Source organism: Pseudomonas sp. CLCA07, assembly GCF_053615335.1.
In genome coordinates this window covers 5,333,599-5,359,392 of sequence record NZ_CM132131.1, presented here as the reverse complement: position 1 = coordinate 5,359,392, position 25,794 = coordinate 5,333,599, and the positions used below count along the sequence as shown (strand labels likewise).

General features: G+C 56.8%; 28 protein-coding genes and 4 tRNA genes. 9 read left to right on the top strand and 23 right to left on the bottom strand.

The window, feature by feature from the left end:
• Positions 1-51: 51 nt before the first annotated feature.
• Complete coding sequence (locus ACWGZX_RS24660) at positions 52-264, top strand: cold-shock protein (RefSeq protein ID WP_003179963.1); 213 nt, start codon at positions 52-54, stop codon at positions 262-264.
• A 72-nt stretch (positions 265-336) separates the two neighbouring features.
• Here the strand turns inward: ACWGZX_RS24660 and ACWGZX_RS24655 are convergent, their stop codons facing one another.
• Entirely contained in the window at positions 337-657 is a 321-nt protein-coding gene (locus tag ACWGZX_RS24655; RefSeq protein WP_452625818.1) for an I78 family peptidase inhibitor, read from the bottom strand.
• Positions 658-821: 164 nt separating this feature from the next.
• Complete coding sequence (locus ACWGZX_RS24650) at positions 822-1,127, bottom strand: hypothetical protein (protein ID WP_452625817.1); 306 nt, start codon at positions 1,125-1,127, stop codon at positions 822-824.
• A gap of 132 nt (positions 1,128-1,259) precedes the next feature.
• Here ACWGZX_RS24650 and ACWGZX_RS24645 point away from each other — a divergent pair, with 132 nt between their 5' ends.
• Positions 1,260-1,472 carry a hypothetical protein gene (locus ACWGZX_RS24645; protein ID WP_452625816.1) on the top strand — a complete coding sequence of 71 codons (213 nt, stop codon included), beginning with the start codon at positions 1,260-1,262 and terminating at the stop codon, positions 1,470-1,472.
• Positions 1,473-1,503: 31 nt separating this feature from the next.
• Here ACWGZX_RS24645 and ACWGZX_RS24640 read toward each other — a convergent pair whose 3' ends face one another.
• From ACWGZX_RS24640 to ACWGZX_RS24605, 8 genes are all read right to left on the bottom strand, one after another.
• Positions 1,504-2,532, bottom strand: coding sequence for a nucleoside hydrolase (locus tag ACWGZX_RS24640; RefSeq protein WP_452625815.1), 1,029 nt, complete (start codon positions 2,530-2,532; stop codon positions 1,504-1,506).
• A 43-nt stretch (positions 2,533-2,575) separates the two neighbouring features.
• Complete coding sequence (rbsD, locus tag ACWGZX_RS24635) at positions 2,576-2,980, bottom strand: D-ribose pyranase (protein WP_452625814.1); 405 nt, start codon at positions 2,978-2,980, stop codon at positions 2,576-2,578.
• Positions 2,977-3,894: a ribokinase gene (gene rbsK / locus ACWGZX_RS24630; RefSeq protein WP_452625813.1), complete on the bottom strand. Its 918-nt coding sequence runs from the start codon at positions 3,892-3,894 to the stop codon at positions 2,977-2,979. The genes rbsD and rbsK overlap by 4 nt, the downstream gene beginning before the upstream one ends.
• 57 nt (positions 3,895-3,951) lie before the next feature.
• Positions 3,952-4,971 (bottom strand): LacI family DNA-binding transcriptional regulator, encoded by a 1,020-nt coding sequence (locus ACWGZX_RS24625; RefSeq protein ID WP_452625812.1) that lies wholly within the window; start codon positions 4,969-4,971, stop codon positions 3,952-3,954.
• A gap of 3 nt (positions 4,972-4,974) precedes the next feature.
• On the bottom strand, positions 4,975-5,952 hold the full coding sequence (locus ACWGZX_RS24620; protein WP_223511526.1) for an ABC transporter permease: 978 nt from the start codon (positions 5,950-5,952) through the stop codon (positions 4,975-4,977).
• Positions 5,949-7,502: a sugar ABC transporter ATP-binding protein gene (locus tag ACWGZX_RS24615; RefSeq protein WP_452625811.1), complete on the bottom strand. Its 1,554-nt coding sequence runs from the start codon at positions 7,500-7,502 to the stop codon at positions 5,949-5,951. The genes ACWGZX_RS24620 and ACWGZX_RS24615 overlap by 4 nt, the downstream gene beginning before the upstream one ends.
• Positions 7,503-7,557: 55 nt before the next feature.
• Positions 7,558-8,514, bottom strand: coding sequence for a substrate-binding domain-containing protein (locus tag ACWGZX_RS24610; protein ID WP_452625810.1), 957 nt, complete (start codon positions 8,512-8,514; stop codon positions 7,558-7,560).
• A gap of 191 nt (positions 8,515-8,705) precedes the next feature.
• The gene (locus tag ACWGZX_RS24605; protein ID WP_452625808.1) at positions 8,706-9,152 is read right to left on the bottom strand and encodes a hypothetical protein; all 447 of its coding nucleotides are present in this window, start codon (positions 9,150-9,152) and stop codon (positions 8,706-8,708) included.
• 347 nt (positions 9,153-9,499) lie between these two features.
• On the opposite strand from ACWGZX_RS24605, the gene ACWGZX_RS24600 reads away from it, so the two are divergent.
• The 3 genes from ACWGZX_RS24600 to ACWGZX_RS24590 all read left to right on the top strand — a co-directional run bounded on the left by ACWGZX_RS24600 (position 9,500) and on the right by ACWGZX_RS24590 (position 11,742).
• Complete coding sequence (locus tag ACWGZX_RS24600) at positions 9,500-10,588, top strand: asparaginase (protein WP_223511522.1); 1,089 nt, start codon at positions 9,500-9,502, stop codon at positions 10,586-10,588.
• A gap of 169 nt (positions 10,589-10,757) precedes the next feature.
• Positions 10,758-11,048, top strand: coding sequence for a DUF1654 domain-containing protein (locus ACWGZX_RS24595; protein ID WP_123434414.1), 291 nt, complete (start codon positions 10,758-10,760; stop codon positions 11,046-11,048).
• A 4-nt stretch (positions 11,049-11,052) separates the two neighbouring features.
• Positions 11,053-11,742 carry an endonuclease gene (locus tag ACWGZX_RS24590; RefSeq protein WP_452625807.1) on the top strand — a complete coding sequence of 230 codons (690 nt, stop codon included), beginning with the start codon at positions 11,053-11,055 and terminating at the stop codon, positions 11,740-11,742.
• A 68-nt stretch (positions 11,743-11,810) separates the two neighbouring features.
• On the opposite strand, the gene ACWGZX_RS24585 is transcribed toward ACWGZX_RS24590, so the two are convergent.
• Positions 11,811-12,188: an SPOR domain-containing protein gene (locus ACWGZX_RS24585; RefSeq protein ID WP_452625806.1), complete on the bottom strand. Its 378-nt coding sequence runs from the start codon at positions 12,186-12,188 to the stop codon at positions 11,811-11,813.
• Between the two features lie 250 nt (positions 12,189-12,438).
• On the opposite strand from ACWGZX_RS24585, the gene csrA reads away from it, so the two are divergent.
• A complete protein-coding gene (gene csrA, locus ACWGZX_RS24580; protein ID WP_007938114.1) occupies positions 12,439-12,633 on the top strand; it encodes a carbon storage regulator CsrA in 195 nt (64 codons plus the stop codon).
• 189 nt (positions 12,634-12,822) lie between these two features.
• On the opposite strand, the gene ACWGZX_RS24575 is transcribed toward csrA, so the two are convergent.
• The 3 genes from ACWGZX_RS24575 to ACWGZX_RS24565 all read right to left on the bottom strand — a co-directional run bounded on the left by ACWGZX_RS24575 (position 12,823) and on the right by ACWGZX_RS24565 (position 14,265).
• A complete protein-coding gene (locus ACWGZX_RS24575) occupies positions 12,823-13,278 on the bottom strand; it encodes a DUF2214 family protein (RefSeq protein ID WP_223511515.1) in 456 nt (151 codons plus the stop codon).
• Positions 13,279-13,776: 498 nt separating this feature from the next.
• Positions 13,777-13,971 carry a hypothetical protein gene (locus tag ACWGZX_RS24570; protein ID WP_150781553.1) on the bottom strand — a complete coding sequence of 65 codons (195 nt, stop codon included), beginning with the start codon at positions 13,969-13,971 and terminating at the stop codon, positions 13,777-13,779.
• Positions 13,972-14,106: 135 nt separating this feature from the next.
• The gene (locus tag ACWGZX_RS24565; RefSeq protein WP_452625805.1) at positions 14,107-14,265 is read right to left on the bottom strand and encodes a hypothetical protein; all 159 of its coding nucleotides are present in this window, start codon (positions 14,263-14,265) and stop codon (positions 14,107-14,109) included.
• Positions 14,266-14,767: 502 nt separating this feature from the next.
• Here ACWGZX_RS24565 and ACWGZX_RS24560 point away from each other — a divergent pair.
• The gene (locus ACWGZX_RS24560) at positions 14,768-15,514 is read left to right on the top strand and encodes a hypothetical protein (protein ID WP_452625804.1); all 747 of its coding nucleotides are present in this window, start codon (positions 14,768-14,770) and stop codon (positions 15,512-15,514) included.
• 582 nt (positions 15,515-16,096) lie between these two features.
• Here the strand turns inward: ACWGZX_RS24560 and ACWGZX_RS24555 are convergent.
• A complete protein-coding gene (locus ACWGZX_RS24555; RefSeq protein ID WP_452625803.1) occupies positions 16,097-16,273 on the bottom strand; it encodes a hypothetical protein in 177 nt (58 codons plus the stop codon).
• Between the two features lie 177 nt (positions 16,274-16,450).
• Here ACWGZX_RS24555 and ACWGZX_RS24550 point away from each other — a divergent pair, with 177 nt between their 5' ends.
• Positions 16,451-17,032: a hypothetical protein gene (locus ACWGZX_RS24550; protein ID WP_452625802.1), complete on the top strand. Its 582-nt coding sequence runs from the start codon at positions 16,451-16,453 to the stop codon at positions 17,030-17,032.
• Positions 17,033-17,557: 525 nt separating this feature from the next.
• Here ACWGZX_RS24550 and ACWGZX_RS24545 read toward each other — a convergent pair.
• Positions 17,558-17,634, bottom strand: a tRNA-Val gene (locus ACWGZX_RS24545).
• Between the two features lie 183 nt (positions 17,635-17,817).
• Here ACWGZX_RS24545 and ACWGZX_RS24540 point away from each other — a divergent pair.
• Positions 17,818-19,101 carry an NAD(P)/FAD-dependent oxidoreductase gene (locus ACWGZX_RS24540; RefSeq protein ID WP_452625801.1) on the top strand — a complete coding sequence of 428 codons (1,284 nt, stop codon included), beginning with the start codon at positions 17,818-17,820 and terminating at the stop codon, positions 19,099-19,101.
• Between the two features lie 187 nt (positions 19,102-19,288).
• Here ACWGZX_RS24540 and ACWGZX_RS24535 read toward each other — a convergent pair whose 3' ends face one another.
• The 7 genes from ACWGZX_RS24535 to ACWGZX_RS24505 form a co-directional block, all read right to left on the bottom strand.
• Complete coding sequence (locus ACWGZX_RS24535; protein ID WP_452625800.1) at positions 19,289-20,260, bottom strand: XdhC family protein; 972 nt, start codon at positions 20,258-20,260, stop codon at positions 19,289-19,291.
• Between the two features lies 1 nt (position 20,261).
• Positions 20,262-21,497, bottom strand: a complete 1,236-nt coding sequence (locus ACWGZX_RS24530; protein WP_452625799.1) for a c-type cytochrome — start codon at positions 21,495-21,497, stop codon at positions 20,262-20,264.
• A 2-nt stretch (positions 21,498-21,499) separates the two neighbouring features.
• Positions 21,500-22,039 carry a (2Fe-2S)-binding protein gene (locus ACWGZX_RS24525; protein WP_452625798.1) on the bottom strand — a complete coding sequence of 180 codons (540 nt, stop codon included), beginning with the start codon at positions 22,037-22,039 and terminating at the stop codon, positions 21,500-21,502.
• A complete protein-coding gene (locus tag ACWGZX_RS24520; RefSeq protein WP_452625797.1) occupies positions 22,032-24,863 on the bottom strand; it encodes a xanthine dehydrogenase family protein molybdopterin-binding subunit in 2,832 nt (943 codons plus the stop codon). Before ACWGZX_RS24520 ends, ACWGZX_RS24525 begins: the two co-directional genes overlap by 8 nt.
• Before the next feature lie 473 nt (positions 24,864-25,336).
• Positions 25,337-25,413, bottom strand: a tRNA-Asp gene (locus tag ACWGZX_RS24515).
• Between the two features lie 92 nt (positions 25,414-25,505).
• Positions 25,506-25,582: transfer RNA gene (locus ACWGZX_RS24510), tRNA-Asp, on the bottom strand.
• Positions 25,583-25,637: 55 nt separating this feature from the next.
• A tRNA-Val gene (locus ACWGZX_RS24505) sits at positions 25,638-25,713 on the bottom strand.
• Positions 25,714-25,794: the final 81 nt, after the last annotated feature.

The window sequence follows — 25,794 nt, the reverse complement described above, 5'->3', positions numbered from 1 at the left end:
GGCCTGAGCAGCACAGCACTACTGAAAATATATGTTTCTTGGAGATACACCATGTCTAATCGCCAAACCGGCACCGTTAAATGGTTCAACGATGAAAAAGGCTTCGGCTTCATCACTCCTCAAGGTGGCGGTGACGACCTGTTCGTACACTTCAAAGCTATCGAAAGCGACGGTTTCAAAAGCCTGAAAGAAGGCCAGACCGTTTCCTTCGTGGCTGAGAAAGGCCAAAAGGGTATGCAAGCTGCACAAGTTCGCCCAGAGTAAGTTTCTGGCGCACTAAGAAAACCCCGTCCATGTGACGGGGTTTTTTATGGGCGAAACAAAAGCCTGACGCGCTCAGCCGCAGTTGACGCGAGTGACCACCCGATTGGCATCGGTGTGCAGGTTCAAGCGATCAGAGCGGTATTCCAGCGTCACCATGTCATTGGGCGACAGGAACCGAGCGTTCTGTGCGCCTGCGCGAGCGCGCGCCTGCTCCAGCAGTTCGGGCGAAGCCGCTTTGCCGAGGGTGAATTCGGCAGCCTTTGCCTCACAGCGGCTATGTCCCGTGTCAGTCGTCGTTACAGGGTCTTTTGTCGACTCGGATGACGTACTGCTGCAACCTGCCAGCAGAGTGACGGCGAACAAAGTACCCAATGGCGCTAGCTTCCAAGGCATGAAGCCTCCTTTGTAAATAATTGAGCTGAGATCGTGCGACCGCCATTTCAGCGGTAGGGTTCAAGGTGAATGCCATCCCCTGCCCTCGCTCCGGAAAAGAGACGAGTTTGCCTGAGCATCGCCCTGACCTTCATCACTCAATCGTGACTGAATATGAACAGCGCTCAATAAACGTCGATGTAGTCGTATGGCGGGTTCGGCCAGTTCTCTTTCAATGCATTGAAAATCTGCATGACCCAGACTTCGTCACTGGCTGCAACCAATCCTACATACCCCGAGCCTTTGGCCCACGTCTCCAGGCGAAATAGCAGCCCACTGATATCGGTGCCGCCCACAACACCCGATGAAATATAGGCGATACCGCCCTTGGTCACACGCAACTGAGTGTGTTCATCATCACTGGCAGCAGCCAGTAGCTGGCGTACAGCCTCAAGGGTCAAACCGTCAGGAGTGTTCAAATCGATCTGCACAGCGCGGTCCTTGAAAATTCGTCAAAGACCAAGTGTCGCATAGCCCTCCCCCCATGCCTAAGTCGGAGTGCTAAACGCCGCGCAAAATGGTTAACTCGACACCCAGACCTCCCCGACTTCACGAGCGCCATCATGACCACTGTAAGTATCGACGCCGACATCAAAGCCAAGTGGCAAGACGGGCACAGTTCTTACAGCCCAGGCAGTACGGAAGAGCTTGCCATTATCGCTATCGATCTATTGGTCAGGGATCTTGGAACCGAGGCCGCCCAGCACTTCATCAAGCAGATTTTCGAAAAACACCTGGCGGACCAAAAGGCCGCAGTGGAGGCACGACAGGCGTAAAAACCGCAGGTTGGCACCTGCGGCGGGCGGCTTACTTCAGCCGAGCCAGTCGCTGAGTCAGCAAGTCGAAGAAGCCCTGAGCATTGCCACTTTCAACCCAGAAAGCATTCTTCGGTGCTTTCAGGCCGTCATGCCAGTCGACAATGGTTTGACCAAAGGTCGGGCCTTCGCGGCTATCAACGACCACGTTGACCGAGCGACCGGTAAAGAGCTCAGGCTTGAGCAGGTAGGCAATGACGGTTGCGTCATGCACCGGGCCACCCGAAAGACCGTAGTGCTCCATATCGCCTTTGATGTATTCGTTGAGAATACCGCCCACCAGCTTGCTGGCATTGTTGTTCAGCGCGGCGATCTGTTTCAGGCGCGATTCGCTGGTGAGGATCTTGTGGGTCACGTCCAGCGGTAGATAGGTCAGCTTCACACCACTTTTCAACACAACTTCAGCAGCCTGTGGATCGGCGAACAGATTGAACTCCGCCACCGGCGTAATGTTGCCACCGTTGAAATGCGCGCCGCCCATGACCACCACTTCCTTGATGCCCTGAACAATCTCCGGCTCCTGGATCAGCGCCAGGGCCAGATTGGTCTGTGGACCTAGCATGGCGATAGTGATGCTGTGGGGTTTGGCGGCTTTTAAGGTATCGATCAGATAATTGACCGCATTGCCTTCAGCCAGCCCCTTCTTTGGCTCGTGCACGGTGACGCCCGACAGACCTTCCTTGCCATGAATGTCCTCCGCATAGATCGGCGTGCGCATCAGCGGTTTCGGTGCACCGGCATAAACCGGCACGTCTTCGCGCCCCGCCCACTCACGGGCCAGCCGCGCGTTACGCGACGTCTTGTCCAGACGCACATTGCCCGCCACGGTGGTCAGCGCACGAATATTCAGCTCTTGCGGCGAAGCCAGCGCGAACAGCAAGGCGACTACATCGTCGGCACCCGGATCGGTGTCGATGATCAAGTCGATCTGTTCCGCCGCCTGGGCGCTCGTTGCAGTAATCAGGGACACAAGCAGCAGACTCCAAAGCAGGTGATGCAGTTTCTGAGCATAGCGGTACATATCGCACTCCTTGTGCGTGGGGGAACCGAATGTGTTCAGTGCGCTAGAACGTCACCCCCGACACCAGCACGATGTTGCAGTACGGCGCGCATTCGCCGGTACGAACAATCGCCCGCGCCTGTCGGCTGAGGACCTTGAACTGGTCATGGCTAAGCCATTCGCGCGAACCCAGAACGCCATCGACGTTCAGTTCGTCCAGAACGCTCAATGCCGGCGGCTGCTTGTCCAGAATCTCTTGGGCCAACACATGGCTTTCGACCTGCATTTCGCTGAGCACAACCTTCAAGGTACTGATGAAGTCCGGAATACCTTGGGTCAGCGCCAGATCGATCAACTCGACGCCTGGCGGCACCGGCAGCCCGGCATCGCCGATGACGACCATGTCACCGTGACCCAGCGAGGCAATCAGCCGCGACAACGCGACATTGAGCAGCGGTGTTTTTTTCATGGTGCTTTAAACGCCTGTACGTCGGACAAGGTGGGAATCGAGGGTTGCGCGCCTGCCCGGGTGACCGACAGTGCCGCGGCGACCTGCCCGAACCGAATCGCTTCGGCTTCGCTGCTGCCGGAGGCCAATGCGGCAGCAAAACCACCCACGAAGGTATCCCCGGCGGCCGTGGTATCGACGGCTTTGACCTTCGGTGCCGGGAAATGCTCCAGGCGTGTGCCATCGGCAAACAGCGAACCTTCGGCACCCAAGGTGATAATCACTTTGCCCGCGCCCATCGCGACCAGTCGGGTCGCGGCGGTTTCTGCCGATTCCAGGGAATCCACCGGCAACCCCACCAGGGCAGAGGCTTCACTTTCGTTGGGGATCAGGTAATCGATGGCGGCAAACCAGTCCGCCGGTAATGGGCGACTGGCGGGTGCCGGGTTGAGAATGACAGTCTTGCCCAGTTCACGACCTCGTTTGAGGGCATGGCCAACCGTAGCGTCCGGCACCTCCAGCTGACAGATGATCACATCTGCCGCCTGCAATACGGCATCGAAACGGTCGATGACTTGCGGCGTCAGCGCACCGTTGGCACCCGCGACGATGACGATGGCGTTCTGACTGTTGTCATCGACCACGATCAACGCCACGCCACTGGAGTCATCAACGGTGCTGACTGCCTGACAATCAATCTGTTCGGCCAACAGTGCCCCGCGCAATTGCGCGCCATAAGCATCGCTGCCCACACAACCGACCATCGACACATCGGCACCCAATCGGGCCGCCGCGACAGCCTGATTGGCCCCCTTACCACCGGAAACCGTGGCAAACGACTTACCGATCAGCGTTTCACCGCCACGTGGCAACCTTGGAGCCCGGGTTACCAGGTCCATGTTCAGACTGCCTATCACCACTACTTTTGCTGGCATACATCGCTACTCATCAATTCTGTTTCTGCGGTGCTTTGGGTTTTGCGGCTTTCTGTTTCAACGGAACTGGGCGAATACGCCGGCGAGCGGCGCGGTCGACTCCCGAAGGACAATACTGGGCGTCACGATTCGCTGCTCGGTGACCATGTCCGGTGTGGCGATCCTGCGCAAAAGCACTTCAGCCGCCATCTCTCCGAGCTGCAGGATCGATTGCCCCACCGTGGTCAGCGCCGGGTAGACATAACGGCTCATCTGGATATCGTCGAAGCCGATCACCGACAGCTCGGACGGTACGCGAACATTGCGTTCGGCAGCCGCTCGCAGCACACCGATGCCGATCATGTCGTTACCCGCGAAGATCGCGCTGGGCGGATTCTTCTCCAGCAAAATCGCGGCCGCGTTGTATCCGCCGGTGCTGGTGAAGTCGCTTTCCAGCATGCGTTCGCGATTCACTTCGACGCCCGCCTCTTGCAAGGCACGGCAATAACCGGCCAGACGCATTTGCGCCACGCTCGTACCCGCCGGACCACCGATGGTGGCGATGTCCCGATGCCCCAGCTCCAGCAGATGTCGAGTGGCCAGATACGCACCGTATTCGTGATCGATGCGCACCAGATCGACATCAACGCCCTCCAGCCCGCGGTCGACGATGACCATCGGCGTGCGCACCCCGGCGAGACCTTCCGCCAGCCCCGCATCGCCGCCGGCCGATGCCACGATCAAACCGTCAATTCGCTTTTCCAGCAACACGCGAAGGTAGCTGCGCTGCTTGTCCGGGTTGTCGTCGGAGTTGCAGAGAATGACGCAGTAACCCTTGCGCTCGCAGTAATCCTCAATGCCTCGCGCCAACTCGGCGAAGTACGGGTTGAGGCTGTTAGGCACCAGCAAACCAATGGTCGCGGTGGTCTTGGCTTTCAACGAACGGGCTACGGCGCTCGGCACGTAGTCCAGGGTTTTGATCGCCGCTTCGACCTTGATTCGCACCTCTTCACTGACCGGTCGGGTCTTGTTCACCACATGGGACACCGTGGTGTAGGAAATTCCCGCCAGTGCGGCTACATCCTTGATCGTTGCCATGACTCAGGTCCGCCGGCTTGCGCGCTGACTGCGATAAGTATCAAGCACCACCGCCACAACGATCACCGCGCCGGTGATGATGCGCTTGGTGGGCTCGGTCGCGCCGATCTGCGCCAGACCGGCCGCCAGCACGGAAATGATCAGGACCCCGAAGAACGTACTGATCACCGAACCACGGCCCCCCATCAAACTGGTGCCGCCGATGACCACGGCTGCGATCACCTGTAACTCCAGCCCGGAGCCGGCATTCGGGTCTGCCGCCTCCAGTCGCGAAATCTGAAACAGCGCGGCAATGCCGGCCAGCAGCCCCATCAGGCTGAACACCAGAATCTTGTAAGGTTTTGGATTGATACCCGCCAGACGCACCGCTTCTTCATTGGTGCCGATGCCGATCAGGTAGCGACCGAACACCGTTCGGGTCAGCACGGCCTGGGCGATGAAAATAATCAGCAAGGCGATGATGAACGACGGCGAGATGCCGAAGGCAATCGGATTGGACAGCCAGGCGAAAGCGTCACCGATGTAGGCCGTACGTGATCCGGTCATCTGATACGCCACGCCCCGTGCCATTTCCAGCACACCCAGGGACACGATGAACGAAGGAATCCGCCAGGCCACGGTGATCGAACCGGTGATGGTCCCAGCCAGAGCTGCCGCCGCCATGCCGAGCAGCGCTGCCGGCAGCACGTTCCAACCCCAGCCGAGAATGGCCACGCTGACCGTTGATGCCGCCAGTGCCAACACCGAACCGACCGACAGGTCGATGCCGCCGATGATCAACACGAAGGTCATGCCGACCGCCAGCACCATCAAATCGGGAATCTGGTTGGCCAGGGTGCTGAACGTGTCATAAGACAGAAAGTGGCTGCTCAATACCGAGAACAGCGCAATCATCGCCAGCAACGCACCCGCCAGACCCAGATAGGTGCCCAGACCGTAGAAATTGCCACTACGTTTGCCGGCAAAAGTTGCAGTTTTCATGGAAGATCCCTAGGCGCTGCTTCATTGAGCAACGCATCACGTTTTTGGTAGCCGGCAAAAGCGGCGGCAAGCAAGTCGTCCTGGTTCCAGCTGTCGCGCTCGAAGGTTTCTATCAGGCGCCCAGCCGATAGCACCCCGATCCGGTCGCAGATCAGCATCAGCTCGCGCAGGTCACTGGACACCACCACCAGCGCTTTACCTTGGCGGGTCAGTTCGCCGAGCAACGCGTAAATGTCAAATTTGGCGCCGACATCGATGCCACGGGTCGGCTCGTCAAACAACATCACCGAGCAATCGCGCTCAAGCCAGCGGCCGATCACGACCTTCTGCTGATTGCCACCCGAGAGCTCGGAGACCAACTGTGCCGGGCTCGAACTGCGAATGCGCATGGCATCGATCTGGCGCTGCGCCAAAGCCATCTCATCGCCGTTATTGACGAAACCGCCACTGGAAATCACCGGCATGTTGCCCAAGGCGATGTTGGCGCTGATCGATTGGGTCAGTAGCAAACCTTCGCCCTTGCGGTCTTCTGTGATCAGGGCAATGCCGTGACTCACCGCGTCGGCTGGCGAACGGATACTCACCACCTGAGCCGGTGAGCCCAGCGCCACCGTGCCGCTGTCGGCGGTGTCGGCACCGAAGATCAGACGCAGCAACTCGGTGCGCCCTGCCCCGATCAATCCAGAGATCCCGTAGATTTCACCGGCGCGCACTTCGAAGGACACATCGCGAACCTTGTCGGAGCGGGTCAGGCCTTTGACCGTCAACGCGGGAGCGCCGATCTTGCGCGGCCCCATGTCCATGTGTTCACCGAGCTCACGACCGACCATCAAGGTCACCAGTTGCTCGCTGTTGTAATTGGCCATCGGCTCGACGCAGACCAGGTTGCCATCGCGCAAAACTGCAATGCGCTGGGCGACCCGCGCCAATTCTTCGAGGCGGTGGGAAATGTAGATGATCGCCACGCCACGAGCCCGCAAGCGAGTGATCTGTTCGAACAGCATCTCGACTTCGCGCGCGGTGAGCATCGCCGTCGGCTCATCGAGGATCAGCACATGGCAGTCGCCGATCAGATTGCGGGCAATCTCAACCATTTGCTGGTGGCCAATGCCGAGGTCACCAACCAGGGTGTCCGGGTCGATCGCATCGAGGCCAACCTGGGTCATGGCCTCGATCGCCGCTTTGCGCAATTGCTTGCGACTGATCCAGCCGCCATGGCTGGGCAAATTGTCGAGGAACAGGTTCTCCGCCACCGACAGGGTCGGCAACAGATTGAGCTCTTGCATGACCATGCGGATGCCCAGGTTTTCGGCCTGGGTCCGGCTGCCGGGGCGGTAATCCTGGCCCTGGAACTGCATCTGGCCGGTGGTTGGCGTCACCAACCCACCGATGATCTTCGACAGCGTGCTTTTTCCCGCACCATTCTCGCCGGTCAGCGCCAGCACTTCGCCGCGGATCAGCGCCAGGTCGATGCCGGTCAGCACCGGTTGGGCGTAAGTCTTACCGATACCGCTGACCGAGAGGACAACGTTCGGTGCGCAAACGGACATAAAACTCTCCATGTGCTCTCCCGAGCGGGCGAGCACTATTGTGTCGCCAGAAGGCTTACTTGGTGACCAGTTCAACCGGCGTTTCGATCACGCCGTTGGTGCCGCTGTCGACCTTCTCGCCCTTGATGATTTTCAGCGCAGTCTCGATACCGAACACCGCTTGCCTGGCGGCAAACTGGTCAGCAGTCGCCAGTACGCGGCCATCCTTGAGCATTGGCTTGATGGCATTGATGTTGTCGTACCCGACGACTTGCACCTTGCCGGCCTTACCCGCTGCACGTACGGCGGAAACGGCACCGACGGCCATGCTGTCGTTACCGGCCAGCAGGGCTTTGACATCCGGGTATTCGCTAAGGATCGAAGCGGCAACTTTGTTGCCTTTGTCGATCTCCCAGTCACCGGACTGCACCGAAACGACCTTGATCTGCGCCGCTTCCATCGCATCCTTGAAGCCTGCGGTACGGGCCTGAGCGTTGGTAGTGGTGGAGACGCCTTCAATGATGCCGACTTCGTCACCGGCCTTCAGCTGCTTGGCCAGGTACTCACCGACCAGACGCGCGCCTTTGCGATTATCCGGGCCTACGAACGGCACCGTCATGTTCTTGCTTTTGACGACGGCCGGATCCAGCTGGTTGTCGATGTTGATCACGGTGATACCGGCATCGATGGCTTTCTTGATCACAGGAACCATGGCCTTGGAGTCCGCTGGCGCGATGACCAGCGCATTGACCTTGGCCAGAATCATTTGCTCGACGATGCGTGTCTGGCCAGCAGTATCCGTTTCGTCTTTGATGCCGTTGGAGATCAGCTCGAATTCGCCGGAATTGTCTTTCTGATACGCCTTGGCGCCATCTTCCATGGTCAGGAAGAACTCATTGGCCAGGGACTTCATGACCAGCGCGACTTTGGGTTTTTCAGGAGATTCGGCGAAGGCCGATGTAACAGGCAGCGTGGCGGATGCGACAGCCAGCATAGCGACAGCAAGAAGACGTCCAGCGAATGGCAGCTTCATGGATTCACCCCGATCTTATGATTATTGTGAGCAACGCTTGCACTGGAGTAACGCCTGGACTCCGATCGTCGGTGTTACGAGCCACCAACAGAGTCGCGCAAACGTTTGCGTAGATCGAACTATGCGAATCCGGCCGGGAATTGTCAACGACCGGTTTTGTGTCTCGACAGGTAAAAAACCAGCCTTGTTCCTCAAGCAGCCGTGCTGACCAGGCCTCCCGTGCTGGAGTCCTTGGCCAATTCTTTCACCAGATTGCCCATCACTTGTGACAGCGCACCGCTGGTGTCGGCGATTTGCCCCTGAATAGACATCACCGCTGAAGCCTTGGCTTCCGGGGTCGGATAAGTCTTTGCCTGAGCAGCCGCCAGTTGTTGCTGTTGCTCGCGCAGTTGTTGTTGCAGTTCCTGCATTCGCTTGAGCAGCGTTTGCACCGCAATACTTTGGGTGCTGCCGCTCTCGGATTTGGTTTCCTCCTGAGCGCCGCCACCGGTTCGAACCTGGTTTTCACCCCCCTCGCCCTTACCCAAAACCTGTGTGGCGGCATCTGCCGTCGCTTCGTTCAGGGCATTGATCGTCGACGGGGCCTTGCCACCGATGGTGATCGCGCCCGCATTGGGAAAACCGATAGAGAAGGACATGGGAACTCCTGTAAGAAAAATAACCTTTGAGGGGCATCGACCTATGCCCGGGATTCTTTAGCACTAAATCTTAATCTCGCAAGGCGACCTTCTCGACATTAGTCGTAGGAGTTTTCGGAGAGCCGAACGTAAACGATCAACTTATTCGGAAACCCGGACACCGTCATTTTCAACGCTGACGATTTTTAGAAAATTAACCTTATAAATCAGATAGTTAAAAGTTTTTCTCATTCAGTGTATGACTGGTACAGATCCTGCTCTTCACATACACCCACGGTGTTCAGAGCTGCCGCGGGCGTATCTAGATGAACTTGCATCAGCACCGTCTGACTACTAGAGAGAAAATAATGAAATCTGCTTTCAACACTTTTATTCCGGGCGCTTTGGCCCTCCTGCTACTGCTGCCTACTGCCCTTCAGGCTAAAGAAGTCGAAACCCAACAGAAACTGGCGAACGTGGTCATTCTGGCCACTGGCGGCACCATCGCCGGCGCAGGCGCGAGCGCTGCCAACAGCGCGACGTATCAAGCGGCAAAAGTGGGTATCGAGCAATTGATTGCCGGCGTTCCGGAACTCAGCCAACTGGCAAACGTTCGTGGCGAACAGGTCATGCAGATCGCCTCGGAAAGCATCACCAATGACAACCTGCTGCAACTGGGCCGTCGCGTGGCTGAACTGGCCGACAGCAAAGACGTCGATGGCATCGTGATCACCCACGGCACCGACACCCTGGAAGAAACTGCCTACTTCCTGAACCTGGTGGAAAAGACCGACAAACCGATCATCGTCGTCGGCTCCATGCGCCCAGGCACCGCGATGTCGGCGGACGGCATGCTGAACCTGTACAACGCCGTTGCCGTCGCCAGCAGCAAAGAAGCGCGCGGCAAAGGCGTCCTGGTGACCATGAACGATGAGATACAGTCCGGTCGCGACGTCAGCAAGATGATCAACATCAAGACTGAGGCGTTTAAAAGTGCCTGGGGTCCATTGGGCATGGTGGTCGAAGGTAAATCCTACTGGTTCCGTCTGCCGGCCAAGCGCCACACCATGGACTCGGAATTCGACATCAAAACCATCAAGAGTCTGCCTGACGTAGAAATCGCCTATTCCTATGGCAACGTCAGCGACACGGCGTACAAGGCGCTGGCCCAGTCCGGTGCCAAGGCGATCATCCACGCTGGCACCGGCAATGGTTCGGTTTCCTCGCGCGTCGTTCCCTCCTTGCAAGCCTTGCGCAAGGACGGCGTGCAAATCATTCGCTCCTCCCACGTCAACGCCGGCGGTTTCGTGCTGCGTAATGCCGAACAGCCTGACGATAAATACGACTGGGTTGTCGCGCACGACTTGAACCCGCAAAAAGCCCGCATCCTGGCCATGGTTGCACTGACCAAGACCAACGACAGCAAAGAGCTGCAACGGATGTTCTGGGAATACTGATTCACCCTCGCCCGACCGGTTCTGGTCGGGCACTTTCTTAACCACTCGTCAGCGTTGACGAGTGGTTCACGCCCCTCGCAAAATTCCGATAAAAGTTTTCCCCTCTTCCTACACCAAACGGGAAAAACTGCTGTCAGAGGATTTTCTTGAATTTTAAGCAGTTGCGAAAATGCTTACAGTTAAATACTGTATGCACGTACAGCTTAATAAGGATAATCCTGTGGCCACCACCTCTGCCTCTCCTGACACCTATGCACGCATGGGTCTGCGCGTTCAGAAAATCATCAATTCCCCCACCGCTCAAAAAGCCAAAGCCGCACTGATCTTCCGCCTGCCGGACGAACCGGTGGATGAGTGGGAACAATTGCTCGAAGAAATCGACGAGAACGACAACGTCACCCTCGCCTATCGCGACGATGGCGGTGTGCAGATTTTCTGGGTTGTGCCGAAGGAAGATTGAGTCAATGAGTGTCCGCTGGTTTGCTTTGCTGTTTCTGCTCGTCACTCTCGGGGCCCAGGCTGGCGCCCCACGCACCTTCAGCGAAGCCAAAAAAGTCGCCTGGAAGCTATACGCGCCGCAATCCACCGAGTTCTATTGCGGCTGCAAATACACCGGCAACAAGGTGAACCTGGCGGCCTGTGGTTATGTGCCGCGCAAAAACGCCAAACGCGCGTCTCGCATCGAATGGGAACACATTGTCCCGGCGTGGCAGATCGGCCATCAGCGCCAGTGCTGGCAGGCAGGTGGACGCAAGAACTGCACCCGTTACGATCCGGTTTACCAGAAGGCCGAAGCCGATTTGCACAACCTGGTGCCGAGCATTGGCGAGGTAAATGGCGATCGCAATAACTTCAGTTTTGGTTGGTTGCCGGTGCAAAACGGTCAATATGGCTCGTGCCTGACTCAGGTCGACTTCAAGGCGAAGAAGGTCATGCCCCGCCCCTCCATTCGCGGCATGATCGCCCGGACTTATTTTTACATGAGCAAGCAGTACGGTTTGAGCTTGTCGAAACAGGATCGCCAACTATACGAGGCCTGGAACAAAACCTATCCGGTTGAACCCTGGGAGCGTCAGCGCAACCAAAGCGTGGCGTGCGTCATGGGTCGCGGTAACGATTTTGTCGGGCCGGTGAATATGAAAGCCTGCGGCTGATCGCCCGCTGAAAAGTAAAAAGGCCTCGGCGTAATACCCGAGGTCTTTTGCGTTTCTAGCCGCCTGCGTTACTGGGCCGCAGGACGCTCAAGCACCAGCAATTCGACATTCTGCTTCTTGGCCCGTGCAAGCGCCGCGGCCACCTCTGCCTGCTTGGCCTCGGTCTCGGCTTTCGAATTGAATGGCCCCATCAGAATGCGCGCCTTGCCGTTTTCCATGACGACGTTGGAAACGAAGCTATGCTCGATCAACCAGCCACTCAGATCGCTGACAGCCTGGGTTGTTTCGCCTCGCACTTCGAGATCCCATTGCTGCCCGCTAGCCGCAGCCGGTTCAGACGCAGGTGCGGAAACGACTGCAGGTTTAGACTTTTGAGCGTCAACATCCTTGCCCTCACCGCACCCTGCTAACGCCAATAGAACGATTACCATGACCATTTTGCGCACAACGGTTCCCTCTGAATGCTGAAAGCGGGGATTTTAACATTCATGAATACTTCCCGAGTGCCGCAAAATGGGCACAAAACAACGAGAATGATGGTGGCGGCCTCTGTATAGTTACACCTTGGGAATTAATGCAGCATCTGCGCGTCAGAAAGAGGCACCCAAACCGTGAGACTTCGCACTAATCTATACGTACCACCGACCTCTGCACTGTTCAAATCAGGTGCCCTACAAAGCAATCAAGGAGAAGACCATGCTGATACTCACCCGCAAAGTCGGTGAAAGCATAAACATCGGTGACGATATTACGATCACTATCCTGGGCGTGAGCGGCCAGCAAGTCAGGATTGGCATCAACGCCCCGAAAGACGTTGCAGTGCATCGTGAAGAAATCTATCAGCGCATTCAGGCTGGCCTCACCGCGCCGGACAAGCCGCAAACTCCCTGAATCCCGTTGCAGTCAGTAGCCAGCCCGTTCGCCCAGAACATCGGCTGGCTAAAGATTCGAGCGCCGTATTGCCCGCCGTTTACTCATTACCCTCTCTCGCCAAAACATGCAGCTGATAATACCGGCGTGCCCCAGGCCATAGCTGTCAGACATTTCTGATTTACCCCGAGGAAGGATATACCGCACCGGCTAACCAAAGGTCACCCCACGTGCCATGCCGGTCGCCGCTATGACCATCAGCAACACCAGCAATGCCTCGACATGACTGAAGCGGGCAAACAGTTTTACGTGCCTGGTATCAATTGCCGAGCCACGGCCAAGCGCAATTCGCCACTTGATCAGCGCCACCATTGGAGCGACCTCAAGCAGCAGAATCAGTATGAAGAGCGTCATCTTGAGATGGAACAGTGGCTGGTGAAGGTAGTAATCGGTACCTTTTTCGTACCCGCCAAAGGCTCGCAGCCCACCGGTGACCAGGAGGATGGCTGCGCTGATCCCCCACAGATTATCGGCCACCAGCACGCGACGAGCCTCCCCCGTCCCGGCCGCCAGTCGGCTGAATGCCGTGCCTCGGGTCAAAACCGCCCAGAAGCCCAACGCAAAAGCCAGCAAGTGAATTGCCGCAAGACACCAATGAACCAGCATCGATAGACTCCCATCAGACCGAGTTTGAGTATGGCCAGTCAGTAATAGCCCAAAAACGCGGGATCTACCCTATTTGAGCGGGCGGCGCCTTGATAGGAATCGAGTAAATGAATCGGCAACAAGCGCTCGCGCTTGTATGACTACCGGCGATGGACGGCATTGGCGCTCGAAGGGCCCAGGACAAATTTCAGGCAAAAAAAATCCCAAGCAGCTGATGGAAGCTTGGGACTTAAAAATGCATAAACCGTGGTGGTGAACGCGGGGCGATAATATCCCAACATACCACTTGTAACAATATATTTTCACTCACTATTTGGTTAATAAAAATCGTAACTCTTTAAATATCCACACTATTTTTATGGTTCTTTGGAAATTTATAGCTGCGCCAAGCCATCGCAGGCCAAATCAGCAGACCTGATTGCCTGATTCAGAACACCCACATTGCCCGTCATTGAGGTCGCCAGATGTGACGAGCCCAGCGCGACGGCTGGGCTCCGGTTATTTTCTGTTTTCCATCATCTTGTCGGCGAGGGCCTTGGCTCTTTCAATCAACAGGTTCTGCCTGTCTTCGTGAGTAGCCCCTCCTACGACCGGTGCCGTCAGATTGCTTTCCGCAATCAACGCAGCACAGAAATATTGATCCCAAACAGCCCTGCCTTCAGATGCCTGCTTGTTCATTTGATCGGCGATCATATGCGGCTCCTTTTGGTGAGGTAACACCGCTATCTTACGCCCGAATCGTGAACTACCCGTGCTACTGAAGCCATTTTGAAAAGTAAGAGTGGCAGGGTGTAGCGGGATCGACCAAAGGGAAACACATCAGGGAGATCAGAGCGGGTTAGTCGTCCCTATCATCACGATCACGATCACGATCGCGATTGCGTTCATACCCCTGATCATTGTCGCGACGATCATATCTGCGGTAATGCCCTCGATCATCGTCATAACCTCGGTCATACCCTCGACCATGATCATAACCCCGATCACGGCCGTACCTTTCTCCATCGTCCCAATGAGGCCCGCAGCCGCCCAACAGGAGAGAGCCTGAAATAGCCATGAACATTATTACTGCACGCTTCATTTCAACGTCCTAAAATCAAAGGTCGCCGATATGACCGTGAGTCTGTTCAATGATTCACTGGTGAGATTCAGCAAAGCAGCCACAAGAGCCATCGCCTTTTGCGACCCTTTAGAAACCAATAAACATTGGTCGAAACGGTTGCATTTTGGGGAAGAATTTCCCGCAGAAAATCCCACCTCCGGCTCTCTGCCGACCAAACACAATTCACCTTGCGCAGTAGTGAACCACTAAAGCATCGCTGGAAATCTCGCCACCAGGTTCGCCAGACATTAAGAGATGGAGGCGAAAATAGAAGTCCCGAAGCGAAAAATACACCACCCCCTCCCGATAACTGGTCCAACACAAGAAAACAGCTATCGTTGTATGTATCGGTCCACTCTGGACCAATAGTGTTCTGGTGGGGGGTTTATGAATAGAAGGAATCTTACTGCTCTGGTCACCACCCTTCTTGCGGGAATCGCACCAACAACTTCTAGCGCTGCTACTCTTACAGATCCGATTTTTTCATTTGGCTTACTGGGAAGCTACAGCGTACTCGAATTCTCCGGACACAGAAGCTCCAACACCGAGCACATGCCGGAAGGAGGACTATTTCTCAACTACGGTAACAAAATGACGGCCCAGGCCGGCTTTGTTTATCATGCAGAAATCAGTGGGCAATACTCTGAAAAACAGGATCAAAAAGTAAAGGACGGCCAAGCTGACTTGGATCTTGGCTGGAGGATTGCTTTGAATTCACGCAATTTTATAGATTTCTTGCTGGGCGGTGGATACAAATGGAATCGATTTGAACCTGACTCTAACAAATACAACATTGATCTCACCAACCGCACTGCTTTCGCTAAAGCAGCTGCAGGCTACAATCATCAGTTCAGCACTACAATCGTGCGTATTGAAGCGGGAATTCGAAAGGGAATAAATGGTGATGCGCAACTAAAACTCCATGGGGTCAGTAGCGAGACTCTGGATTTAAAAAACAGCACCAATCCTTTTATTGAGCTGAGTTTCCTGTTTAATCCGCACGAATCGATTCCGGTTGTAGCATCACTATACTTCAACCGGTTCAATTATGACCTAGATGGGCAATTTGCAGCGACCGCCTTCGACAAACAAACCCGGGATGAGTATGGCGTAAAATTAGGTATCGCCTTTTAACGCTTTGAAATCAACTGAAAAACAGGCAGTTCAAGCTCCCTCGTCCGGCGTCCTGCCGACCGAATACCACTCCATCCAAATCATTTTTTCGACTAATACGCTTTCTTCGTCCACGGAGAATTAGTGCGTGCCAAATTCATACCTGCCCCCCTCCCTGCTGCTCAAAAGGATCGAAAACGAGTTCGCGTTTTTCAAGATGACGCTCGCGGTGCTCATGGCGCCTGAGTGAATCAGTTTTAACGACCACCATTAGCGTGAGGCCCTAGCCTCATCTAAGGGAAAAAAACCATCATGTAGGGCGCCCCCCTACAGACAGCAGTTTGCCTAGCTGGCTTAAATCACTCACCAGCAAGGACGCATCCCAACCCTACACTCGCACCACTAAAGGCAGTCGAGTACGATGCGTTATTTAATCTTCATCCTCATAGCTATGATCGTTGTCACCCTTGGGGTAGCGCTGTATGGCTGGTATAGCCACCTGCGAGATGACGAAGACTACACATATTCGCCCGAAATCCCTGTCAATTTAACCCCTGCACGTACGGCCGGCATGCCGCCAGCAGCCAGGCCGCGACAGCGAGATCACGCCGGCGCAGCCGAGTCCTTCGCCCACAACCTCAGCCGATCCGGATGGCCATTGAGCCCACCGTTGATTTGCCGAGTGATGAATTCGAACTTGTTGGCATCGGCCGAGGTGTTCAGCCCCTTGGTCGCCCAGAACCAGGCGGCCGACAGACAGGCGTACCGCGGAGGCTCCAAAAGCCCCGGCTGAGCAGGTTGTCGGTGAGTGTCTGCGTTCACCGCTGGTGTCGCTGTACCTGATCCACTACACCCTCCTACCTGTAACAACCCCTCCCCCATCCGTGCCAATGCCAGGGGGCCACTTTTCCACTGCTATGCTGATAACATCTGTTTCATACACTAGAGACGAGCAGCATGGCAGCAGAAGGCAAGCGATCCCCGCTCACGCTCAAGGCTATGGCCTACTCGGCCGGGGGCCTCCTTGTCGCTTGGGCAGTCACAAAGCTGCTCGACACTTACTTCGACCTGACATTGCTGGCAGATACCAAGGTCTGGTTGCTACGTGTTTGGGATTGGCTTTTGCTGGAAACGCCAATGCCGAATTGGTCGCTGCTGATGATTATCGCGACTTTAATCAGCACTCTGTCTGTAGCGATTTACTACACCCGCACCACTGACGGGGCTTACGGTGAGTTACATGAGATAGAGCGAAAAATTTACAAAAAGAACAACCCTCAGTTTCCACAGTTGACAGATAACCAAACGCTACTGATGGAAGCTTTAGCCTATCATGCGAACTTCAGAAAGATTGCAAATTTAGACTCAGTTTGCAAACTTGTCTCACTCAGCACGCAGGAAGTTGAAGCAGGTCTAAAGCAACTCGAAGTTAAACGTCTTGTGAAGCGAAGTGCGACACGAGGTACGTTCGGCTCCACCACTTTTTCACTTACCTTGGCAGGTAAGGATTACGCATTAGAGCGACTTGAGCTAACGTAGTAAAGACACACGGGACGTGACCTAGAGGCACGAGTAACTTAATTCACCCTGTGGGCGACATGATTCACCTTTTCACAAGATCAAGTGGACTCATGTGCGTGATGTCTACGGGTGCGAACTGACTAGTGATAGCTATCGAGGGATTTGCGAGCGAAACGAAGAAAACGGGACGGCGAAGGGATTAGATTGGAGTGACAAAAGGCGGGATGCGATGAGCAGTACAATTGAGCAGTACAAATCGGAAAAGAAAAAGCCCCGTACCCGTTGAATTACAGGATTTTTAGAATAATGACGAAGGGATAGGGATTTGAACCCTAACTTCCCACGCTCACCAAAACCTCTCGACAACACAACCTCCCCTGCGACAAGAAGAATCCCAGCTCAGGACAGGTCTTATAGGCATTCACATTGCCCAGTGTGAACGAACCCTATATTTTGTGAACGTTCTGCAAGAAATTCAAAGCACAAAAAAGGGCCCACCTTTCGGTGAGCCCTTCCAGACCGCCCAGCAGAGCGGATTTTGTTTGGTAGGCGCGATTGGACTCGAACCAACGACCCCCACCATGTCAAGGTGGTGCTCTAACCAACTGAGCTACGTGCCTGCTGTGAGGCGGCATTCTACGGAATTCCGGAGGGGTGTCAACACCTTTTTTCGAGCTAACCCTATGAATATGCAAAATATTTAATTTTGCAGTTACGAAGAAGATTTTCCGGTGGCTGGCGGTCGATTTTTAACTCGAGTAGGATCAATGCACTCGTAAAATATATTAAACAGAGGCTGCAGGATGGAGAACACTCCCTACCCAGAGTCCTATTACGCCGCATCGGCCAATGCGGTCCCGCCGCGGCCGGCCTTGCAGGGTGATGTAGAGACTGATGTCTGCGTGATCGGCGCCGGTTATACCGGCCTGTCCTCCGCCCTGTTTCTGCTGGAGAACGGTTTTAAGGTAACGGTTCTGGAAGCGGCCAAGGTAGGTTTTGGCGCGTCGGGCCGTAACGGTGGCCAGATCGTCAACAGCTATAGCCGCGATATCGATGTGATCGAGCGCAGTGTCGGTCCCAAGCAGGCTCAGTTGTTGGGGCAAATGGCGTTCGAGGGTGGGCGGATTATTCGTGAGCGGGTCGCCAAATATAATATCCAGTGCGACTTGAAGGACGGTGGCGTGTTCGCGGCCATCACGGCCAAGCAGATGGGCCACCTGGAATCGCAAAAGCGCCTATGGGAACGTTTCGGTCATGCGCAGCTTGAGCTGATGGATCAGCGTCGAATCCGTGAAGTCGTGAATTGCGATCAGTACGTTGGCGGCATGCTCGACATGAGTGGCGGGCACATTCATCCCCTCAATCTGGCGCTGGGCGAAGCGGCGGCCGTTGAGTCGCTGGGCGGCACCATTTATGAACAGTCGCCAGCAGTGCGCATCGAGCGTGGCGCAAATCCGGTAGTGCATACGCCACAGGGCAAGGTCAGGGCCAAATTCATCATCGTCGCCGGCAACGCCTACTTGGGCAACCTGGTGCCGGAACTGGCGGCCAAGTCGATGCCCTGCGGGACTCAAGTCATCACCACCGCACCGTTGGGCGACGAATTGGCGAACAACCTGCTGCCGCTGGATTACTGCGTCGAGGACTGCAATTACTTACTCGACTACTACCGCCTGACGAGCGACAAGCGGCTGATCTTTGGCGGCGGTGTGGTGTATGGCGCGCGGGATCCGGCGAACATTGAGGCGATCATTCGGCCAAAGATGCTCAAGGCGTTCCCACAGCTTAAGGACGTGAAAATTGACTACGCCTGGACCGGTAATTTCCTGCTGACCCTGTCGCGCCTTCCCCAGGTCGGACGACTGGGTGACAACATTTACTATTCCCAGGGTTGCAGCGGTCATGGCGTGACGTACACGCATTTGGCGGGCAAAGTATTGGCCGAGGCGCTGCGAGGCCAGGCCGAGCGTTTCGATGCGTTTGCCGACCTGCCCCACTACCCGTTCCCCGGCGGACAATTGCTACGCACACCGTTCGCGGCGTTGGGCGCCTGGTACTACGGGCTACGGGACAAGTTCGGATATTGATACAAAAAAGGGGCTGCTGAATGCGGCCCCTTTTTTGTATCAGCTTGGGAAGTCAGCACTCCCCCCAGTGGGAGCCAGCCTGCTCCGGGCGGCGTTCCGACGATAGCGGCAGGTCAGCCAACGCAGGTATCAATTGGATGACCTCATCGCGGGCAAGCCCGGCTCCTACAGGGTTCAGCGCACGGCTTCAAAGTCGATCCCGCGCGATGCCGCTACGTATTCGCAAAATATCGGCGAGTACGGCGAGGGCAATCTCGGCAGGCGTCTTGCTGCCCAGGTTCAAACCGATGGGCGCATGAATCCGCGCCAGCTCGGCCTCCCCCAAACCACCAATCCTGCGCAAACGCTCGAAGCGCTTTTGCGATGTCTGCAGGGAGCCCATCACGCCGATATAAAACGCCTCGGTGCGCACCGCTTCCATCATCGCCAGGTCATCGATGCGCGGATCGTGGGTCAACGCCACCACCGCCGTGTCGCTGTGGCAGCCGCCGTCAGCAATGAACACTGAGGGCAGCTGACGACGAATCTCGACGTTTTCCAGCACCACGCCTTCCAGCACCTCGTCACGCGGGTCGCACAGAATCACTTCGAAACCCAGCCCGACGGCAAACTCTGCACACGCCTGAGCAACCGAGGAATACCCCGCCAGCAGCAAGCGCTGGGCCGCGCCGATCCGCACGCGCACCCGATCGATCTCACGTTCGATTCGCACACCCTGCTCACGATCATCGAACAGACTCCGCGCACCGCTGGACAGATCGACCTCGCGGATCAGCCGACGTTGGCCCAACAGCGCCGACTCCAGCTCCCGTAGATGCGCCTGTACCTCGCAAACCGGTTCAAGCTTCTCAACCAGCACATCGAGCACGCCGCCGCAGGGCAGACTCACCCGGGAACGCGGATCGTCGCCCTCGCCATAACGAACAACGCTGACCGCTTCGAGAAACGCACCCTCGGCGACTCGTTCGAGAAAATCCTCCTCAACACAGCCACCCGACAGCGATCCGATCCAATGCCCGTCGGCGTTTACCGCCAGCAGCGAACCCGGCGCACGAGGCGCCGAGCCGTAGGTGGCGAGCACCGTGCAGAGCCAGAGGCGCTGGCCGGCCGTTGACCACTCCAGCGCCCGGCGCACCACTTGCAGATCGAGATGCTGCATGTCAGTGCGCCTTGTGCTCAAGCGGCGGCGCATCGGCACGCAACGTTTGCACAGCGTTGACCGCCAGATCACCCGGCTGACCACCCCAGCTCTGACGCAAGTAGTTCAGCAGATCCGTGAGTTGCTCGTGACTGAGCTTCTCAGCGAAACCTGGCATCGACTGCATGTGTTCGAACCCGGCAAATTTCTGCTCACCGATACCGTCATCAATCACCCGCACCAGGTTGCGCGGATCTTCCAGGCGCAGCGTGGTATTGCCGCGCATGGCCACAGCAATGTGCGGCTTGCCGTCACCACCAACCTCATGGCAACCGGCGCAGACGTTCAGGTATTCCTGACGGCCACGCTGGGCACTTGCAGTGAGCTTGTCGAACGGCACGTCAGTCAGCACCTTCGCCGCCGGCGGTTGATCGCCAAGCAGGTAGGTCGCCATCGCCGCCAGATCCGGATCAGTCAGGCCCTGGGTGCTGTTGTGGAACACCGGGAACATCTCGTTGAACATCGTGCCCTGAGCGCTCATGCCGTGCTTGAGGAATGAGCTCAGGTCTTGATGATTCCAGCCGCGAGCCGCCAGGTCATCGGCCAACAGGCCAGGCGCCAGATAGCCATTGAGCACGCCGCCGGTCAGGCGCTTGTCCTGTTGCATCGCACCCGGCAAACCGCGTGGGGTGTGGCATTCGCCGCAATGACCGAGCACATCAACCATGTACTGGCCACGCTTGAAGGCTTCGCTTTTGCCCTCGGTAGGCGTCAGCTTTACATCCTTGCCATAAAGCATGTTCCAGCCCATCAGGCCCAGACGCACGTTGAACGGAAAGCTCAGGCTGGTGGCCGGTGCTGCACGCTCAATTGGCTCGAACGTTTTCAGGTACGCGTGAATCGCGTCGGAGTCGTCGCGCGGTATCAGGTGATACGAGGTGTACGGCATTGCCGGGTACAGGTTGGCGCCATCACGGCGCTTGCCTTCGGTGAGTGCAGCGAAGAATTCTTCATCGGTGTAGAGGCCGATGCCGTGCTCTTTGCTCGGGGTGATGTTGGTGCCGTAGATCGTGCCGAACGGCGAGACAATCGGCAGACCGCCCGCGTACGGCGCGCCACCCGGCGCGGTGTGGCAAGCCATGCAGTCAGCGGCACGGGCGAGGTATTCGCCGCGCTTGACCTGATCTTCGGCATGAGCCAGCAACACCGGCGCAGCCAGACCAACCGCCAACGCCAGGCGGGAAAGTAGTTGCTTCATGCTTAGCCCTCCTTGACCAGGCCGAGATCGGTCAGCACATTGCGCGTCGCGCTGTAGTAGCGCACGTAACCGGTGCAGCGGCAGATGTGGTGACCGAGGCTGTCCTCGATGACTTTTTCCAGCTGGCTTTTGACGATGGGCTGACGCTGCAACTTTTCCACCAACACGGTCGCGGCATTCACGAAACCCGGCGCGCAGTAGCTGCACTGGAAGGCAAATTCGTCGACGAAGCGCTGCTGGATCGGGTTCAGTTCAGTGACTTTCCCTTCCTCATCGCGTTTCGCGTGACCTTCGATGGTCCGTACTTTTTTGCCTTCAAAGTAATGCGCGCCGGTGATGCAGGTGCGCACTTCTTCGCTGGTGCCGTCCGGGTTGTCGACGATCACCACACACGCGTGGCAAATACCCTGGCCGCAGCCCAAACGGGAGCCGGTGAGGTTTTTGTATTCGTGCAGGTAATCGATCATCGGCAGGTCATCAGGGATGTCCACCGGGCCGACAGTTTGACCGTTGAGGGTCAGTTGGAGCGGACGGTTAGCCATTGAGGGCCTCCTTGATGCGTGCAGAAGTGATAGGCAGGTCGCGGACCCGTTTGCCGATGGCGTGTGCCACGGCGTTACCGATGGCACCGACCACCGGGATCATCACCACTTCGGCAATGCCCTTCGATGGATCACTCGGCGACAGCGGCGGCAGGATTTCAGACGTCTGCTTCCAGACCGCCACATGGCGCGCCATCGGCAAGCGGTAACGGTTGAAGTTCCAGTCACCCTCCCCCGGCCCGCCTTCGTACAGCGGCATCTCCTCCATCAACGCATGACCAATGCCCATGGCGATCCCGCCTTCGATCTGGCCCTTGACCAGTTCTTCCACCAGCACCCGACCGCACTCGACCCACGAATGATGGTTGAGCACTTGCACTTCGGCCGAGCCTTTGTTGACTTTCACTTCCACCAGCGTCGCGACCGGGCTGTAGTAAGTCACTGCCGCGTTGTTCAGCTGAGTGTCGGGGTAATGCACGTTCTGGCGATCCAGCAGATGGAAACCGGCGCTGTTCATCTGCGCCTTTTTCACGCTCGGAGCGCCGTCGCCATACTTGACGGCCAGGCCATCGAGCGGCAGACGTTCGCGCACGCCATCGATGCTGAACTCGGCATCGGCCCAGCTCCAACGGTTGAAACCGTGCACGGTTGCGCCAGTGACCAGGCCACGCTCGTGGGCATGCTTGGCCAACTGCTCAAAGCTCAGCGGCTGCATGCCGTTGGCGGTGAGTTTGCCGTCGACCCAATGCGCATCTTCGCGACGCACCACGTAAGGGTTGGCCGCTCCGCCGTAAGGACCCTGACTCCAGATTTGCATCGCCGCCGGCCACAAGCCGTGGTTGAACAACACACGCGCCGCTTCACGGGTAGCGTGGCTGAAGTAGTAGGCCGAGTTGGTGGCCGACGAGGCCGAGGCGATCTTGCCGACCCAGCGCGGGTTACGCAGAAAACCGTCTTGCTCGGCCTGGCTCATGATGTAAGGGTTGCCGCCGCTGATCAGCTGCAACTCCTTCCATTCGGTCTCGCCGGTCTTCACTTCGGTCGCCGCAACACCGAGGAAATCGGCCACGACCAGAGCTTGAGAAGTGGACATGCCGGTGCCGATTTCGATACCGATGTGGCGCAGGGTGACGTGCCCTTGCGCGGTGAACTCGATGCTGGCCATCGGCGCTTCAGAACCCGTGCCGAAGTCTTTCTGACAGATGGCGAAACCGACGCCGTACCAGTTGTCCGGATCCTGCGCTTCGCGTTGCTTTTTGATCGCGTCGCGGTTTTTCCAGACGTCGTGAACGGCAGCCTTGTCGAGAATCTCGTGCAAGCGTAAAGCACCCGCCGGCACCGCACCCTGGGTATTTTTCATACCCGAGACCATAGCGTTTTTCTTGCGCAGATCGATGGCGTCGATGCCGAGGCGACCGGCAATTTCATCGACCATCATTTCGGTGGACGCCATGCTTTGCAGTGTGCCGTAACCCCGCATCGAGCCGGCTTCAACGGCGCGGGAATGATAGGCCGTGACCTGCAAATCGTTCTGCGGCATGTAGTAGATCGACTGCGCCGCCGTGGCGCCAACCGCCGCCACCGACGCGCTGTAGTTCACTCGCCCGCCGCCGTCGACGCTCATGTCGGCGCGGAAAATCTTGAAGCTGTGATCGTTCTTGTCCACCGCCAACTGGTAGTGGATGTCAAACGGGTGACGCTTGATGCCGCTCTGGAACTGCTCGTAGCGGTCGTTAGCCAGACGCACCGGCACACCCGCGCCGTACAACGCCGCGAGGGCTGCGTAGTAGACGAAAATGTTGTGGTCTTTGGAGCCGTAGCCGACGGTATAACCCGGGTGCATATTCAGGTGCGCCAGGCCGAAACGCGACGGGGCGATCATTTTCGCGGTTTCAGTGGCGGTTTCCAGCGGACACTGAGTGGCCACGACGAAATGCAGGGTCTTGGTCGCAGGGTCGTACCAGCCGTTGCCGTTGTCTGGCTCCATCGCGGCAGGTTCAATCGATGGGGTTTTGTAACGTTCGTCGAACACCAGCCAGTTGTCTGGCGGCGTGTCGATCTGCTGTTTCATGCGATCAGCATAGAACAAACCGCGCTCTGTCAGATTGCCGTGCAGGTTCGGCTGGGAATTCCACACCGGGCGACGGTTGCGCAGCATCGGGAACAGGATCGAGTCCTTGAGGCTGGCAAATTCGTCCTCGTCCGCCGAGGTCGCCCCGCCCACGCGCACATAGCGGAAGCTGCCGTAGGGATCGCGTTCGTAGAACGGCACTTGGGCGCCGTAGCGGATTGCTTTGTCATTGAACTTGAGTTTGGCCTTGGCCTGGCGGAAACGCTCGAAGTCGTTCCAGATCAGGATCGCCACCGGGTGACCGATGAACATTGGCACTTTGCCTTCCGGCAGCAGCGGATCTGGCGCGTGCTCTTCCGGGAAGGCGATGCCGTCTTTTTCCAGGTCGGCGGCGGTGACGATGCGATCAGGCTGCAACTCGGCGCCGAGCCACGACAGGTCCATGCCCGCGTAGATGCGGTCGGCCTTGATGGTTTTCAGCAGCATGGCGTGGCCTTGCTGCTGCGGCCAGCCCGGCATGTCCTTGGCGCGGATGTCGCGGGCAAAGACTTTGCTGCCGCAGACTTTCGACAAGGCATCGTTACGCGAGCGTGCCTTGCCATTGTTGCCGAGCCACTGCTCGGACGGCACGGTCACGCTGTTTTCCATCAAGGCGGCGAGCGCCTGACTGCTGAGCGGCGTAAGCGTCACGCTCACACCCGCTACCAGCCCGCCCTGAAGGAACGAGCGCCGGGATATATCACGGTTGGACATGGATCATCCTCTGAGCGGTTAGGGACCCGCCCTTTTGATTATGTACTGGAAATCTCGAGTCGTGCAGAAACCCTTATTGACGAAACAAAGGGCTGAAATGACAGTGCAAAGCTGACCGAAAGGTTAAGTTTATAGGCTTATACGCTTGCGGCAAACAGCCCAATACAAAAAACTGACCGGCGAATCAAAATATTGTGATTTTTTTATTACAAGAATTGATGAGGTCAGCGGTTGTGAGGCCAAGGCCAACCCTGCCAGACATCGTCGTCGCGAAAGACCTACAGACGGTCAAGGAGAAAGGTAGGCAGAAAGCCCCGGCAAGGGAGAATACAAGAGGAGGAAAAACAAAATTTCAGACACAAAAAACCCCGGTCTTTCGACCAGGGTCTTTGCTATCGACTCGAAGTAAACACTGACATAACCAGCGGCTTTCTTCGTAGCTCCAAGGCGTTCAGTGGGCCTTGCAGCAGATATGGCGCAGCGGACGGGACTCGAACCCGCGACCCCCGGCGTGACAGGCCGGTATTCTAACCGACTGAACTACCGCTGCGTATCGCTTTGGACTTTCGTCCAAGTAACTCGTCTGATTGAAAACTCAGAAGCTTTTCAATCTCGAACCAGATAAATCTGATCCGGAAAATATGGCGCAGCGGACGGGACTCGAACCCGCGACCCCCGGCGTGACAGGCCGGTATTCTAACCGACTGAACTACCGCTGCGCGTCGGTGGAGGCTTTTTACAGCTTCCATCTTGCTTTCGCAAGACTCTCGGAAGTGGTGGGTGATGACGGGATCGAACCGCCGACATTCTGCTTGTAAGGCAGACGCTCTCCCAGCTGAGCTAATCACCCGTTTGCATCTCCGAGGCCGCGAAATTTACGCAGGTACCGAACCTAAGTCAATAGCAGGATTGAAGTTTTTCTGAAAAAGAC